12 protein-coding genes and 4 pseudogenes are annotated in these 15316 nt (G+C 60.1%); 9 read left to right on the top strand and 7 right to left on the bottom strand.

All coding sequences use genetic code 11. The features are described 5' to 3' along the window. Positions 1 to 183: 183 nt before the first annotated feature. The 3 genes and pseudogenes from NKJ01_RS04610 to NKJ01_RS04600 all read right to left on the bottom strand — a co-directional run. A pseudogene (locus NKJ01_RS04610) lies at positions 184 to 342 on the bottom strand (DUF736 family protein); the annotation flags it as partial. A gap of 585 nt (positions 343 to 927) precedes the next feature. Then, positions 928 to 1368, bottom strand: a complete 441-nt coding sequence (locus tag NKJ01_RS04605) for a hypothetical protein (RefSeq protein ID WP_352726496.1) — start codon at positions 1366 to 1368, stop codon at positions 928 to 930. A gap of 136 nt (positions 1369 to 1504) precedes the next feature. Next, a complete protein-coding gene (locus NKJ01_RS04600) occupies positions 1505 to 1672 on the bottom strand; it encodes a hypothetical protein (protein ID WP_352726494.1) in 168 nt (55 codons plus the stop codon). A 297-nt stretch (positions 1673 to 1969) separates the two neighbouring features. On the opposite strand from NKJ01_RS04600, the gene NKJ01_RS04595 reads away from it, so the two are divergent. Beyond that, positions 1970 to 2182 carry a hypothetical protein gene (locus NKJ01_RS04595; protein ID WP_352726493.1) on the top strand — a complete coding sequence of 71 codons (213 nt, stop codon included), beginning with the start codon at positions 1970 to 1972 and terminating at the stop codon, positions 2180 to 2182. Positions 2183 to 2235: 53 nt separating this feature from the next. Here NKJ01_RS04595 and NKJ01_RS04590 read toward each other — a convergent pair. After that, positions 2236 to 2670 (bottom strand): annotated as a pseudogene (locus NKJ01_RS04590) (DUF2493 domain-containing protein); the annotation flags it as partial. 17 nt (positions 2671 to 2687) lie between these two features. Here NKJ01_RS04590 and NKJ01_RS04585 point away from each other — a divergent pair. Further along, the gene (locus NKJ01_RS04585) at positions 2688 to 2888 is read left to right on the top strand and encodes a hypothetical protein (RefSeq protein ID WP_352726492.1); all 201 of its coding nucleotides are present in this window, start codon (positions 2688 to 2690) and stop codon (positions 2886 to 2888) included. Next, positions 2872 to 3342 (top strand): hypothetical protein, encoded by a 471-nt coding sequence (locus NKJ01_RS04580; RefSeq protein WP_352726490.1) that lies wholly within the window; start codon positions 2872 to 2874, stop codon positions 3340 to 3342. Before NKJ01_RS04585 ends, NKJ01_RS04580 begins: the two co-directional genes overlap by 17 nt. 56 nt (positions 3343 to 3398) lie before the next feature. Here the strand turns inward: NKJ01_RS04580 and NKJ01_RS04575 are convergent, their stop codons facing one another. Further along, positions 3399 to 3665: a histidine phosphatase family protein gene (locus NKJ01_RS04575; RefSeq protein WP_352726489.1), complete on the bottom strand. Its 267-nt coding sequence runs from the start codon at positions 3663 to 3665 to the stop codon at positions 3399 to 3401. A gap of 1167 nt (positions 3666 to 4832) precedes the next feature. On the opposite strand from NKJ01_RS04575, the pseudogene NKJ01_RS04570 reads away from it, so the two are divergent. From NKJ01_RS04570 to NKJ01_RS04545, 6 genes and pseudogenes are all read left to right on the top strand, one after another. Next, positions 4833 to 6496: pseudogene (locus tag NKJ01_RS04570) on the top strand (N,N-dimethylformamidase beta subunit family domain-containing protein). Between the two features lie 84 nt (positions 6497 to 6580). Continuing rightward, complete coding sequence (locus NKJ01_RS04565; protein WP_352726487.1) at positions 6581 to 8170, top strand: ABC transporter substrate-binding protein; 1590 nt, start codon at positions 6581 to 6583, stop codon at positions 8168 to 8170. Between the two features lie 173 nt (positions 8171 to 8343). Continuing rightward, positions 8344 to 9285: an ABC transporter permease gene (locus NKJ01_RS04560; protein WP_023704411.1), complete on the top strand. Its 942-nt coding sequence runs from the start codon at positions 8344 to 8346 to the stop codon at positions 9283 to 9285. Between the two features lie 9 nt (positions 9286 to 9294). After that, positions 9295 to 10185: an ABC transporter permease gene (locus tag NKJ01_RS04555; RefSeq protein WP_352726486.1), complete on the top strand. Its 891-nt coding sequence runs from the start codon at positions 9295 to 9297 to the stop codon at positions 10183 to 10185. Between the two features lies 1 nt (position 10186). Further along, positions 10187 to 11181: pseudogene (locus tag NKJ01_RS04550) on the top strand (ABC transporter ATP-binding protein). Next, positions 11178 to 12176, top strand: a complete 999-nt coding sequence (locus NKJ01_RS04545; RefSeq protein WP_352726485.1) for an ABC transporter ATP-binding protein — start codon at positions 11178 to 11180, stop codon at positions 12174 to 12176. Before NKJ01_RS04550 ends, NKJ01_RS04545 begins: the two are co-directional and overlap by 4 nt. A gap of 359 nt (positions 12177 to 12535) precedes the next feature. On the opposite strand, the gene lhgD is transcribed toward NKJ01_RS04545, so the two are convergent. Both lhgD and NKJ01_RS04535 read right to left on the bottom strand, forming a co-directional pair. Then, positions 12536 to 13738: an L-2-hydroxyglutarate dehydrogenase gene (lhgD, locus tag NKJ01_RS04540; RefSeq protein WP_352726484.1), complete on the bottom strand. Its 1203-nt coding sequence runs from the start codon at positions 13736 to 13738 to the stop codon at positions 12536 to 12538. 26 nt (positions 13739 to 13764) lie between these two features. Beyond that, positions 13765 to 15204, bottom strand: a complete 1440-nt coding sequence (locus NKJ01_RS04535; protein WP_352726516.1) for an NAD-dependent succinate-semialdehyde dehydrogenase — start codon at positions 15202 to 15204, stop codon at positions 13765 to 13767. Between the last annotated feature and the right edge of the window lie 112 nt (positions 15205 to 15316).

The raw sequence follows: 15316 nt of genomic DNA, 5'->3' as shown, positions 1-15316 counted from the left end.
TCTTCGAAGGCGACGATGGCAAGTATGCTCTGATCTGGTCACGCTGATCCATACCGCGGCGCCTCCCAACACGGTGGGGCGCCGCGCACATCAGCCCGTTATTATGCGGTGCGAAACAGCGACAAAACCCAGAAAAACCAGAGCCGTCAGCTCGCAACTCCGCATAATCCCGCGCTACGCATAATCGGCGCGGCCGACGAAGACGCGGTGGCTTGGGGCGTTCTCGCCGACCTGGCGGCTCTCGGGGACGATGCGGACGTTCTTGGTCTGAAGGCTCAGGGTGACGATTTCACCGCTGAATTCGTTCGAGGCTGACTTCTTGAAGGTGCCGATGGTAGCCATTGTAAGTCTCCATTTCTGTTCCCGAGCCCGCACCATGCGGCCTCGATGGCGATCACTTGGCCGGAGGCGACCGACGACGCATCGCTTGCGACCGGAGCGGCGCGGAGGACGGCGCAGGAACGGCTTTCTTGTCTCGCGAGGAATGACGGCACAGCCGGCAGGGGAAGAAAGTCGATCGGCGCCATTGCCGCATAGGCGGTCGAGGCATAGCCGACCTTCGGTCAGATCAGGCCATTGATGAGGCCGTTTTGGAGCGGTCGACCTGCAAGAGGACCTCAAGCGGGAACATGGCGACCAACGTTCACTTCGAATAGCCGGCGTTGCTCCTCGGCGCTCAGCCCGCCTTTCGACCATATCCGCGATGTCACCGGAATGAGCCTCCTAGGGAAAAGACCGCCGTTGCATCTGCGGTCGATGGCCGCTCAAGGTCGTCATAGCGGTCAATGCCAAACGGGGTACTGCTCGGATCTGTGCCGTGCGAGTGGGACCTCCTTGGGCTTGAACGCTCTATCGGTAACCCTGACGCAGCGAGGAGCGGCTTGGTAATGATCCTCGCCGTCCTGACCCTCCAGCTCCGGATGGCGCCTAGCCGCGAGCGACGCCTCGCATGGCTGGCTCGGGAGGTGCCATCGCCAGTAATCGAACCCAAGCGGCAATGCCGACGGCGATCGCGCCGACGATCGAGATCGCGAATTGCCAGCCCACGGACGGCACAGCGAGCTTCGCGAGACCATGAGTCGCGTGATAGCCGGCGACCGATGCTGGCGCGGCAAAGAGGAGCGCGATGGCAAGACGAGCCCAGACCGGACGCACGAATGTAAAGATGAACTGGCCGGCCGCGGGAGTTACACCGGCGGCGGCGATGCCGACAACGAACGCGCCGAGCGGACCGGCCCCGGTGCCGTAGGCCCACATTCCGACTGTCACACCTGCGAAGAACGGAAGCGCGTAGACGGCGAGCGTAAACAGGAGCCAGCAAAGGAATCCGATGCCGGCGATGCAAAGGAGGATGCCGAGGAAGATCATGGTGGTGGTCCCGAGAAAAGGTCTGACGGTCGCGCCTCCACCACCACCACGGCGCAGTTGAAGTATAGCCGAAGATGCGCGGCCGCGGGAGCGGAAATCCGGCAGGACTTCCGCTCCTGCGGCGAGGCCGTTCCCGTCAGGGAGCGAAAGGATCGATTTCGTGGACGATGGCGGCGGTGTCGCCGTCGTATTCGCTGGCCGGCATGACGCCCAGTCTGCCGTCGCCGGCCTGAAAGATGATGATGTTGACCATGAGGGTTGCGGCGAGGCTGAAGGCGAAGGCGTGAGCGTCATTGAGTGACATTGTTCCGGCTCCTGTCTTGGAGGCGGGAGACCATCCCCCGCCCGACAGGCGCCCGTTGTGTCCGGCCCATGGCCGCAATCACCGTAGGGGCGCAGCCTCAAGGCCGCACGCTCGCGTAGCGGACCCTTTACGGGTTGATGGCGTCAGGCCATGGGCCGGACCAAGGATCAGCGCTATTTGGAAGCGGGGGTGGTATTCGCTTGCTCAGGAGCCGTTGTCAGGAGCCTGGCTGCCCACTGTCCCTTCTGCAATCCGCGCGGGGTATAGTTGGTCCGCTCGCTCTGGAGGATTGGTGTCATGGCAGCAGAATTCGGGGATCGCGATCTGCACCTGGTGAAGAAGGCGTTGGCCATCGCAGTGCTGGCGATCGAGCGAGCGCCGGGGCCGTTTCAGTCAGCATCGGATCAAAGCGACATGAAAGCGCTGCTGGATCAGATGATCGAAGGCGATGTGGAACTGGAGCATTATGCACGCGCTGCTCGCATTGCGGTGACGGGCCATCCAGAATGAAAGCCGGTTTTCAGTGGAAATGGCGATACGGATTTACGGAAATACAGCGGCACTCACGCGTCGTCCTTCTGGCGGAAGTCGTGAGACTTGATGCCGAGCTTCTTCGCCTTGTCGGCGAGATTGTCCTGGATGCCGGTGCCCGGGAACACGATGACGCCGATCGGCAGGATGTCCAGCATCGCATCGTTGCGTTTGAAGGGTGCTGACCGACCGTGCTTGTCCCAGTTCGGGGCGAAGCCGACCTGCGGGACCTTGCGATTGTCGGCCCATTTGGCGGCGATCAGTTCGGCGCCCTTTGGCGACTTGCCGTGGATCAGCACCATGTCGGGGTGCTTGGCGTGGACCTTGTCGAGCACGTCCCAGATGAGCTGGTGATCGTTGAAGTCGAGCCCGCCGGTCAGGGCGATCTTCGGGCCATTTGGAAGCATCACCTCGGTCTCAGCCTTGCGCCGGGCGGTGAGGAAGTCGCGGCTGTCGATCATCGCCGAAGGCCGAGCATCGCGACATGAGCTTTGGCAATCTCATCGAAGGCATCGTGCTGCATGCTTTCGAAGGGCAGACGCCGTTTTCGCCGGAGACCCTGGAAACGATCAGCCAGTTGAAACGCATTTACCGGCTGGAGCTGGGCGCGGTGGACAGCCACCGCCTTTCCGAAGCGCCGATATCCGCCGGATGGAGTGTAGAGGCCGATGACAAGCCATCTTGAGCGCAGCCACCGTGTCGTCCTTTCCGGCCCAATCGATCGCGTCTTCCCGCTGTTCACGCCAATCGGCGAAACCTTGTGGGTGGATGGGTGGGAACCGGAGTTCCTGTATCCGCAAAGCGGGGAAACGCAGCAAGGCATGGTGTTCCGAACCGATCATGACGGCGAGTCGACGCTCTGGGCCTGCACGGACTGGGATCCGGCCGCGCATCGTGTCCGCTATGTCAGGGTCACGCCGGATTCGCGTTTCGGTTTTGTCGAGGTCGCCTGCCGCGTGGCCGCCGGCGGTGGGACCGAGGCATCGATTGCCTATACGTTCACGGCCCTCAACGCAGCGGGGCGATCGTACCTGTCAGCGCTGACGCCGGAGGCTTTCGCGCGCATGATCGAGGGCTGGAGGATTCGTATCGATGCTTGGCTGCTCTCTGGCGCGTCGGCAGGCTCTGGCCACCATTAGGGCAGTTTCAGTAAGGGAAACGGTTCTCAGTCCGGAGTTGCGTCGAAACAAGGAGTCTAGAAAGTGACGCGGCCGAGCACGCGTAGGCCGTCGCCTTGCGGCTCGATGACGACAGCTTCGCCTTCGCGCGGCGAAACACCGGTCAGCGCGACGATGTTTTCCAGATGGATGACCATAACCAGATTGTCGCTGCCGGAATAGGCCCGGATTTCCTTCAGGATAGCGGCCATCTGCGCAGCCTTCTCAGTCTCTTCACTTTTCAGCAGGTCGAGTGGCGCAAAGGGTTCCGGCTCGGCTTCGAAGTCGATGCGGGCGGTTTCCATGCAGCGGCGCCAACGATTGTGGCGGAGCGAACGCTAGGCAGTTCGGCATCGCGGCGCCGGCGTGGGGACAGGAGCCAAAGGGTGGGAGAAGGACCGGCTAAACCAAAGGTGGGCGCCAGCGGCGATGGACACCGCCCGGTCGTGAGCGCATCTGGTAAGCGTGTTCACGACCACGCCGGACCCGCGCCAAAGAGCATAAAGAGCCGGCGACGCGGTGGGTCAAGCAAGAGTTTATGGCCACCGCAAGCAACTGCGCGGCGAGGACGATACCACCCTTCACGGCAGGAGCGCGCGGTGCTTCAATTCTGAGAAGAATACGCCGACGCGTGGCTGCAGGGCCTTGTGCGAAAGTTGTCGGCAATACAAGCCTGTCACCCATCGACTAGAAGCGGTCGATTTCCTGGATTTTGGAGCGGGTCAGCGGGCCGTTCCACCGCCTATGAAAACGGACGATCGCGTCAGTCCTGACACCCAGCCACTCCATCGCCATGGTTTGAGCCCGGGGGGGTGCCGCTTGACCGTGGCAGAACACGATTCAGCGAAACAGCGTAATAGAGACTTTCAGGCATGGCCTCGGCGACCGCGGCGTGATTGGTCATCCCTAGGAAATCGGTCCGCGACACGCGAGAAAGCTCGGGTGACGCCGTACGGCACGGTCGGAAACACGGGAACTCCGATTGCGGCCTCGATTGCCACCCTCTCGGACGGTATCGAATCCACTGCAAGACTCATGAGAGCATGTTGCTCGGTAGATCCGAGGGTGCCCACGCCGAGCGCTGCCCGAAGGAAGGGACTCGACCTGCCTCCATTTCAGCTCTGCGGCCATCACGCTGGTGTCGTAGGGGTATTGCGGAGTCGCGCCATTAATCAACATTATATATCAAAAATGGCATTTAATGTCGGGATGCGGGGTTGATTCGACAATGATTGATGAAATTACATTGCAAGTCTGGCTCCGGTCGGCGCGCGGGAGGCGCTGGACGTCCCTGGCTATATGGTTGTGGTAAAAGGATTTTCTTCGCATTATCTGAGTACACCTAACGGGCCGGATCAATCAAATAATGCTTCATTCTGCAGCCTTGCGACCGCTATAGCATATATGGTAAAAGTGCTGATGATGCGGGTCGTGAACCTGGTTGCTAATCCCGTGTTATCGTCGAGGTGCGAATGAAGACGACTGGATGGGTGCCCCCTGAACTCGGTTCTCACGCGATCGCCCCGAGGCGCGTGCGCAAGGGCTTCGCCGACGAGTCGGTTTTCTCTGATTTCCGTTTCCAGGCTCCGCGGGAGGATCGGGATTTTCCTGAGGTCTTCGTCTGCACAGAAAGGATGTCCTACGATCCCGGCGAGACCGTGGAATTTCTTGCCTCGACGACCGCCGACCGCTGGTCGATGACGATCTACAGGGACGGTCATGCGCCGGAACTGGTCGAGCAGGCCGATGGCCTTGCCGGCGCCTTCGCCGCGACGTCGCCCACCGCCTATATGGATGGATGCGACTGGCCCGTCCTGCATACTTGGCGCATTCCGCACGGCATGCGCTCCGGTTTCTACCGCGTGGTTTCGACTTGCGAGCGCGCACACGGCGAGCGGTTCGTCCAGCATCATTTTGTGGTCGTTCGCCCCACTCCGCAGACGCAGAAGGGGCGAATTCTGTTCGTCCTGGCCACCGCCACCTGGACTGCCTACAACGACTGGGGCGGCGCCAACCACTATTTCGGCACCTGGGGTGCAAACCGCAACGAGGGCTCGCCGATACTGAGCCTGCGGCGGCCTTGGTCGCGCGGCTTCGTCTGGCTCCCCGACGGCGCACCGCGGATCACGCTGGACCGCGCTCCACGCATGAACGAGATGCCTCGTTACCCGTCCAAGGAGTGGGGCTACCCGGGCGGATGGGCGCAGAATTATGCCTGCGCCGGATGGGCTCAGTTCGATCGCCATTTCGCGGTATGGGCGGAATCGCAAGGTTACGATTTCGACGTGATCACCCAGACCGATTTGCACGCCCGGCCCGAAACCCTCGATCGCTATAGTTGCGTCGTGACGGTGGGCACGACGAGTATTGGTCTTGGAATATGCGCCAGGCCGTCGAGTCCTTTGTCGAGCGTGGCGGCAATTTAAGCCGCTTCGGCGGCAACTTCCTCTGGCAGATCAGATTTGAAGAGGATGGCGGCAAGCAGATTTGTTGGAAATCCAAGGCGCCGAAACAGGACCCATTGCGCGATGACCCCGAGCGCAAACATCTGGTCACATGCGCTTGGGAAAGCCCGACCGTCGGCTGGCCTGGCGCCTCGACAGTCGGCGTCAACGGCTACCACGGCATGTATGCGAATTGGGGCAGCTTTACACCTCGGGGGTCGCGAGGGTTCACCGTCTTCCGCCCTCATCACTGGGCCTTCGCCGGGACGAATTTGAGTTATGCGGACGTGTTCGGTTCGGAGGCTGGCGTGTTTGGATACGAGGTTGACGGGCTCGATTATACATTCAGCGAGGGGCTCCCATACGCCGTCCCCGCCTCCGGCGTGCCCGACAACATCGAAATCCTGGCCATGAGCCCTGCGGTTCTGTTCGAGCATGAGCAGGTCGGGTCCGGCTTCCGCAACTACATAGGAGACGACGATCTCGAGACCATCGTTTCAATGGTGGACGATGAACCGGACGTGGCTCGCCGCAAGCTCCGCTATGGCTCGGGTATGATGGTCTCGATGCCGCGCGGCAAGGGTCACGTGGTCACCGCCGGATCGTGCGAGTGGATCGTTGGACTCACGCGCAGCGAACCATTCACCGAGAAGATAACCAGAAACATATTGGATCGATTCTCGGCTGAATAGCCCGGAATTGACGTTCGGCGTCAACAACAGGGCACTTATGCCGAAGATGTCTGTCACTTAACCAGAAAATGGGAACGGAGTTCGATGAAAATCGCCAGACGTACGCTGCTTAAAGCTACAGCGGCAACCGCCACCATGATGTTCGCGCCATCAATAGTCAGAGCGCAAAGTCAGTCTGTCATCAAGTTCATTCCCCAGGCCGACCTATCGGGGATCGATCCCGTTCAGACCAACAGCCTCGTCTCTCGTCATCATGGCATGATGGTGTTCGACACCTTGTACGGCCTGGATGCAAATTTCAACCTCCAGCCGCAGATGGCGGCGGGGCACACCTCTTCGGAGGACGGGCTTACCTGGACAATCACGCTGCGGGACGGGCTGCGCTTTCATGATAATGAACCGGTTCTGGCACGTGACATTATCGCCAGCATGCGACGGTGGGGCAGCAAGGATCCGCTCGGCAAAAATCTGCTGGCAAACACCGACGAACTGAGCGCCAAGTCTGACAAGGTCATCGAGTTTCGCCTCAAGACGCCTTTCCCGCAACTGCCCTTCGTGTTCGGAAAGGGCTCGTCTGTATGTTTCATGATGCCGGAACGGCTGGCGAAGACCGACGTGTCGACGCCCATTTCCGAGATAATCGGCAGCGGGCCATTCCGCTTTCTCGCCAGTGAGCGGATGGCTGGGCAGCTAAACGCCTACGAGAAATTCAAGGAATATGTGCCTCGCGACGAGCCTCCGAGCTTTATGTGCGGGGGCAAGGTGGTCAAGGTGGACCGGGTCGAATGGCACACAATTCCGGACGCCTCGACAGCGGCGGCCTCGCTGCAATCGGGCGAGATGGATTGGTGGGAGCAGCCGACGCCGGACCTCCTTCCGTTGTTGCAACAGATCCCTGACATCGCCGTGGAGGTCAAAGACAAGAGCGGTTTGATGGGCCACATCCGGCTCAATCACCTTCAGCCGCCGTTCAACAACCCCGCCATCCGCCGGGCGCTTCTCGCCGGCATCAACCAGGCGGATTACATGACCGCGGTCATGGGCAACGATCGCAGTCTTTGGCAGGACAATGTCGGATTCTTTACGCCCGGCTCTCCATTCGTGAACGACGCCGGCATGCAGGCTCTGACCGCCCCGCGCGATCTAGAGAAGGTTAAAGCCGACCTGAAGGCCGCGGGCTACAATGGCGAGAAGGTCGTTCTGCTCGTCCCGACAGACCTCCCTGCTTTGAATGCTATGTGCGAAGTCGCCGCGGATGTGTTCCGCCGGGTCGGCATCAGCCTCGACTATCAGGCGCAGGACTGGGGAACTGTGTATCCGCGTCTGAACTCGATGGAACCCGTCGAGAAAGGCGGCTGGAGCGCGTGGTGCAACTACCTCGCGGGCGTGGTGTGCATCAATCCGATAGGCAACTCGTATCTTCGGGGAATCGGCAAGGAAGGCGCCGTCGGTTGGCCTGCCAGTGAACGGATCGAAACACTGCGCAAAGAGTTCATGGCGACGGACGACGCCGCCGAACAAATGCGCGTAGCGAAGGAGCTGCAGACACAATACTTCGAGGATCTGCCCTACATACCGACCGGTTTCTATAAGCAGCCGACCGCTTATCTCAAGACCCTCAGCAACATCGTAGAGGGCTTCCCGCTGTTCTACGGGGTCGAGAAGTCCGCCTGAAGTGTCGAGCGAGGCTGTGCGACGACGTGGTCTTGCACGGCCTCTTTGATTCGAACACCCTCGCGCGAAGCTGCTTCGCCTCTCGTTCCACATCGTTCGTGCAGCGAATGATTTCTTTTATCGCGACGGCCCTGCCTGGGGCAGCGTCTCACCGGAACCCTAGGAACGAACGCATGTTGTCTTACGTTACAAGGCGAACGATGGCGACGATACCGGTGATGGTGTTCGTCGCATTTTTCGTCTTCAGTCTTCTCTATATCGCCCCGGGAGATCCGGCAGCCATTATCGCCGGCGACCAGGCGACGCAGCAAGACATCGCTCGCATCAGAGAAAGCTTGGGGCTCGACCAGCCGTTCCTGATACGCTTCGGCGTTTGGTTCGTGGGCCTGCTTCACGCCGATTTGGGAACCTCTATCTTCGCCAACCTCCCTGTCAGCACGATGATCATGCAACGGACCGGGCCGACTCTATCGCTGATGGTCATCACGCTTGTTTTCGCGGTGCTCGTCGCGGTGCCGCTGGGAGTCGTGGCCGCTTGGCGACAAGGCACGCTTGTCGATCGCATCGTTATGGGCGCTGCGGTGGTCGGCTTTTCGGTGCCCGTCTTCGTCGTCGGCTATGCACTCTGTTATGTCCTGGCGTTGCATTTTCAGATACTGCCCGTCCAAGGATACGCCCCTCTCGAGAGAGGATTGTGGCCTTGGTTCAGATCGCTGATTCTGCCTTCCCTGACCTTATCCACGGGCTACATCGCGTTGATCGCACGCGTTACCCGCGCCGCGATGCTCGAAGTCCTGCAGCAAGACTACATACGCACGGCCAAGGCCAAGGGCGTCGGCCAGCGGATGATCCTTTTCGTTCATGCACTGAAGAACGCGGCGATTCCGATCGTGACGGTGATTGGAATCGGGGTCGGGCTTTTGATCGGAGGAGCTGTCGTCACCGAGAGCGTGTTCGTCATCCCTGGCCTGGGCCGCCTTACGGTCGACGCCATCCTGCGACGCGACTATCCCGTTATCCAAGGCGTCGTCCTCCTCTTCAGTTTCTCTTATGTGATCGTCAACCTGCTGATCGACCTGCTTTACACGGTTTTCGATCCACGAGTGAAATACTAGGAATGCGCGATGAGTAGCGACATTGACGACGGCATACCGGCGGACTTTCTGCCGCCGGTAAAGGTGCGAACAGGTGTTCTCGGCTTCGCGCTCCGCAACCCAACCATCACGATCGGCGCAACGCTCTTGACGTCGATTGCGGCCATCGCTGTCGCCGCTCCGATCCTATGGACGGTAGACCCGACGGCGCTCGCCCCCTCGCTCAGAACGCTCGCGCCCTCCGCCGAGCATTGGTTCGGAACGGACATGCTTGGCCGTGACGTTTATTCGCGCGTCATTTATGGCACCCGTGTTTCACTTGTCGTCGGGCTGGCCGTCGCCGTCATCGCATCCGTTTTGGGTTTATTGATCGGGCTGGTCTCGGGTTTCTTGCGAAGCGCCGATTCCATAATCATGCGCGTGATGGACGGTCTCATGTCCATCCCGCCCATTCTCCTGGCGATAGCTCTCATCGCTCTCATGCGCGGCTCCATCGTAAATGTGATCTTTGCCATTAGCGTCGCGGAAATACCCCGGGTCGCTCGACTCGTGCGCGGAGTGGTTCTGTCATTGCGCGAACAGCCCTATGTCGACGCCGCAATCGTTTCGGGGACTCATAGGGCGAAAATCATATACCGCCACATCATGCCAAACACGCTGGCTCCGCTTCTGGTGCACGCAACATATGTCTGCGCCTCGGCGATGATCACCGAGGCTGTCCTTTCGTTCATCGGCGCCGGGACGCCACCGACCACACCGTCTTGGGGCAACATCATGGCTGAGGGGCGTGCGCTCTGGCAGGTGAAGCCGTACATCGTGATGTTCCCGGCGGCTTTTCTTTCGGTCACCGTGCTTGCCATCAACATGCTTGGCGACGGTATGCGCGACGCGCTTGATCCGCGAATTGCAGGGAAAGTCTAACATGCGTTTGTTGGAAGTGTCGCGGTTGCAGACGCACTTCAGGTCTCGGGACGGCATCACTCGCGCGGTTGACGGCGTCTCATTCGGCGTTGAGGCGGGGGAGACGCTCGCGATCGTTGGAGAATCCGGGTCCGGAAAATCCGTCACCGCGATGTCCATTCTCGGCCTGATCGATGCGTCGTCCGGCGGGTCGCGCGGGTCGATCAAATTGATGGGCAGGGAATTGCTGGGACTGCCGGAGCGAGACATGCGCCGGATCCGTGGCAAGGACATGGCCATGATCTTTCAAGAGCCGATGACGAGCCTTAACCCGGTTCTCTCGATCGGCTACCAGCTCTCCGAATCGGTGCGGCTTCACGAGGGTCTGGGAAAGAAGGAAGCCGAGCGCCGCACTATGAGATGCTCGATCTCGTCGGAATCCCGGAAGCGCGGCGTCGCATCAACGAATATCCGCATCAGCTGTCTGGCGGAATGCGTCAACGGGTAATGATTGCGATGGCCATTGCCTGCAGTCCGAAGCTCCTGATCGCCGATGAGCCTACGACCGCGCTTGACGTCACCATCCAGCTTCAGATCCTCAATCTGATGCGCGAGCTGAAATGCAAGGTCGGCGCCGCGGTCGTCATTATCACGCACGATCTGGGTGTGGTCGCTGAGATCGCGGACCGCGTTATGGTCATGTATGCGGGGCGTGTGGTCGAGGCGACGACGGCGACCGAACTTTTCGAGCGTCCCCTGCATCCATACACGATCGGCTTGCTCGGATCGGTTCCGAAACTGGGTTCTTCCCTGGCGGGCGAATCAAGCCGTCTTGCCGACATTCCCGGCATGGTTCCGAGCCTGAAGCGCAGGATCGACTACTGCGCCTTCGCGTCAAGGTGCATTCGGGCGACGGAGATATGCCGCAATACCGTCCCGCCGCTAATCATGAAGGCGCCGGCGCATGAGGTCGCCTGCCATCATGCGGTGGTCGACGCAATGGAGCAGCCGATATGACGGTGCCGATACTTCAGGTCCTTGGGTTGAAGAAATACTACCCATTGTCATCGACACCTTTTTGGGGGACCAAGAGCTTCGTGCATGCAGTCGACGATGTGTCGTTTGACCTTCATCGCGGTGAAACCCTGTCGCTGGTTGGAGAGTCAGGCTGCGGAAAGTCCACGGTCGGACGTTCCATACTCGGTCTTTCCAGCCTGACTGCCGGACAAATCTTCCTGGACGGGACGCGTATCGACGCATTCAGCCAAAGCGCGTGGTGGCCGCTGCGCAGGCGCATGCAGTTTGTATTTCAGGACCCGTTCAGCTCATTGAACCCACGTATGCGCGTGCGGGACATTCTGGCCGAACCACTGCGCAATTTCTCACTTGCGACCAATAGCAGCGAGATCCACGCTAAGGTCGGTAAGCTGCTCGAGACGGTGAGCCTGCCGAAAGACGCCGGTTCCCGATGGCCGCACGAGTTCTCCGGCGGTCAGAGGCAGCGGATCGGTATCGCGCGCGCCCTGGCGACCAATCCCGACGTCATCGTATGCGACGAGGCGGTCAGCGCCCTCGACGTCTCGGTCAAGGCGCAGATCATCAACCTTCTTCAGGATCTACAGGCTGAACTGGGCGTCGCCCTGCTTTTCATCAGCCACGATCTCGCCGTGGTCGAGCACCTGACGCACCGCGTGGCTGTGATGTATCTTGGCAAGATCGTTGAACTCGGCTCCAAGCGTGACGTTTTCGCGGCCCCCAGGCATCCATACACGGAGGCGCTGATGTCGGCCGTTCCCGTGCCGAAAGTGGGCGACCAGAGGCGGCGTATCGTCCTGAACGGCGATATACCGAGCCCGATCAACCCTCCAACCGGCTGCTATTTCCACACTCGATGCCCGCACGCCTTCGACAGGTGCGTTCGGGTGGAGCCTGCGCTGAAAGAGGTGACGCCCGGACGCTTCGCCGCATGTCACCTGAACGATGAGTCACCTCAGGCGGGAGCCTCGCTGTAAATGCCGCGACGCGAACTCGGCGCTGTCCGATGGAGGATGGGATTGCGATCACGTCGGAACTCGGCGCATCCACATCAGTTCCGTAAGGGCGGAGACTTCGACAGCATCCGGCGATTGCGTTTTGGTATCGAACAGCAAAGGCCGTAGACGGCCGGACCTATGCCCTGGGGACATTCGTCCTAGAAGCAACCAGCTCCGGCTTAGGCGTAGCGAGCCAGTCATTTTTCATTTGTGCGCCGGTTTTAACATCCTACTAGCATGACGGCGGATGTTAGCCGCAGATCTTCCGGTGCGTATGAATGCCTAACTCGGCCGATCAACTCTGCACAATGGCCGCGGGACGCGCTGGGATGCCCACCTCACCAGCCGAATTGCGTTGCAGCGCGGTCAACGACCGCGCGAGCAATTGGCATGGAGGACGTCGCTGCCGGGGAAGGCGCGTTGCAGACATGCACGATCCGGGCCGTGGAGCGTATGATGAAGTCATGCTCGATCGTCCCATCGCTCATTACCGCTTGGGCGCGGATACCCGGACGGTAAGGCTCCAGGTCGTCGATCTTCAGTTCGGGGCAGTACTGCCTGCAAAGCGCCAGATAGCGTCGTTTGCTCAAAGAATTGGCCATCTCCGACAGACCCAAACGAAGATTGTTCTTCGCAAACACGCGGAACCCACGGTACGAGAATATCTCGGCTACATCTTTGAAGCTGAAATCGCCAAACCTGTAGCCTTCGCGCGCGAACGCGAGCACGGCGTTCGGTCCCACGGTGACGTATCCGCCGATCATGCGCGTTAGGTGGACGCCGAGGAATGGCAAGGCGGGATCCGGTACGGGATATATCAGGTGGCTAACGATGTCGTTTTTGTGCGGGCCGAGCCTGTAATACTCGCCGCGAAATGGCACCAGTTGAAAATCCAGGGTCAGTCCACTGAGCTTGGCCAGGCGGTCCGCCATAATCCCGGCGCAGACGATCAGGTGACGTGCCTTGATTGTCCTCGGGCCCGCCTCGATCGTGACCCCGTTCGGGTCCTCCTTGATGGCCTCGACCTTCAAGCCGGTGAGGATTTCACCACCGTGGCGCACCACTTCCGCACCCATTTTGCGGGCGATTACGGCATAGTCGACGATGCCAGTGGTCGGCACGAATAGCGCCCCGAGGCCTGTTATCCTGGGCTCACGCCGCGCAAGCTCCTTTGCATCGAGAACTTCGACATTCAGGCCATTCTCCTTGCTGCGTCCGTGGAGAGCGGTCATGCGCGGGAGATCGTCCGGCTTTGTCGCCACGATCATCTTTCCGCATTGATCGAATGGTATGGAGTGCTGGCGGCAGAAAGCTATGGTCGCCTCGACCCCCTCCTTGCAGAACAAGGCTTTCAAGCTGCCTGGCTTGTAGTAGACGCCGGCATGAATGACGCCGCTGTTTCGCCCAGTTTGATGCTGGGCGAGGTCCGCCTCCTTTTCGATGATCGCAACTGAAAAACCAGGATAGCGGTCACTTATCCGCATTGCGGTCGCAACGCCAACAATGCCGCCGCCGATGATCACGACGTCGTATGTGCTCATGGATTGTTTCCGTCTGTTTTGGGAAGTCAGTCGATTTGCAAATGGGAAACGAATTTGGAGTTCAGATAACTTTCCAATGCGTCGGCCCCGCCCTCGGTGCCGTAGCCCGAGTCATTGATGCCACCGAACGGCACTTCTGGGAGCGCCAACCCAGGATGATTGATCGACATCATGCCCGAAGCGATATCATCGCCGATCCTTGCGGCGCTGGCTGCCGACCGGGTGAACCCGTATGCCGCCAGACCGAAATTCAGCCTGTTTGCTTCGACCATGATTTCGTCAATCGACCGCATCGGGATCATGAGCGCCAGGGGGCCAAATGGTTCGTCGTTCATGACGCGCGCAGATGTGGGCACATTGGAGAGGACCGTCGGCTGAAAGAAGAAGCCGGTATTGCCTATCCTTTCGCCTCCAGCCACCACTTCGGCTCCGTGCTGCACCGCGTCTTGAACGAACATCTCGGTCGCTTCGACCCGTCGCGCGTTGGCCAGCGGACCCATGCCTGTCTCTGCATCGAGCCCGTTGCCGATCCTGATCTTGCTGGCAGCGTCGCTGAACTTCGCCACGAACTCGTCATAGACGGGCTCCTCGACGAGGAAGCGTGTCGGCGCAACGCAGACCTGCCCCGCATTGCGGAACTTGGAGGCAACCATCGTCGACACGGCGCGTGACAGATCAGCGTCCTTGAGAACGATCACCGGTGCGTGACCACCCAGTTCCATAGTCACTCGCTTCATATGCTGGCCGGCCAGAGACGCCAGCTGCTTGCCGACGGGAGTCGATCCAGTGAACGATATCTTCTTGATCACCGGATGGGGCACAAGATGCTGTGAGATTTCAGCCGGTGTTCCATACAGAAGACCAATGACGCCGTCCGGCAAGCCGGCATCGATGAACACGCGTACCAGTTCGGCTGGCGCTGCAGGCGTTTCTTCGGCGGCTTTGATGATGATTGAACAGCCTGTGGCCAAGGCGGCGGCAAGCTTCCTCGCAAGCTGGCTGACGGGGAAATTCCAGGGTGTGAATGCAGCAACCGGCCCGACCGGTTCCTTAATCACGAGTTGGCGAACAGCGCTGGAGCGGGCTGGAATGATACGCCCATAGGTGCGCCGCGCCTCCTCGGCGAACCAATCGATGATGTCGGCGGCACTCAGCGTCTCTGCCTTGGCTTCGGCGAACGGCTTTCCCTGTTCGAGTGTCAGGAGTCGCGCAACATGCTCAGAGCGGGCTCTCAGCAGTTCGCCGGCTTGCCGCATCAACTTGGACCGATCGAAGGGCGAGGTCGCGCGCCACGTTTCGAAACCCTTGCTCGTGGCCTCTATCGCAGCTCTGATATCAACCTCTCCAGCATGGGCGAACACGCCCAGCACCTCGCCAGTGGCCGGGTTGACGACGGGAGAGGTTCGGCCGTTGCTTGCCTGACGCCAATTCCCGTCGATATGCAAAAGAACGTCGTGATAGGCGATTTCGGTCGAGGGTAAAGGCTTGGTCACGTCTATATCCTCTTGGCTAATAGCGTCGCGGCCATTGAGTGGTTGGCATTGCACCCCGATTTTTTGGGCATTCAGGTCGAGACTG

This window comes from Mesorhizobium sp. M0276 (genome assembly GCF_040321755.1).
Taxonomy (GTDB): Bacteria; Pseudomonadota; Alphaproteobacteria; order Rhizobiales; family Rhizobiaceae; genus Mesorhizobium.
The sequence above is the reverse complement of the archived record's forward strand: the minus strand, read 5'-3'. Positions and strand labels throughout refer to the sequence as shown.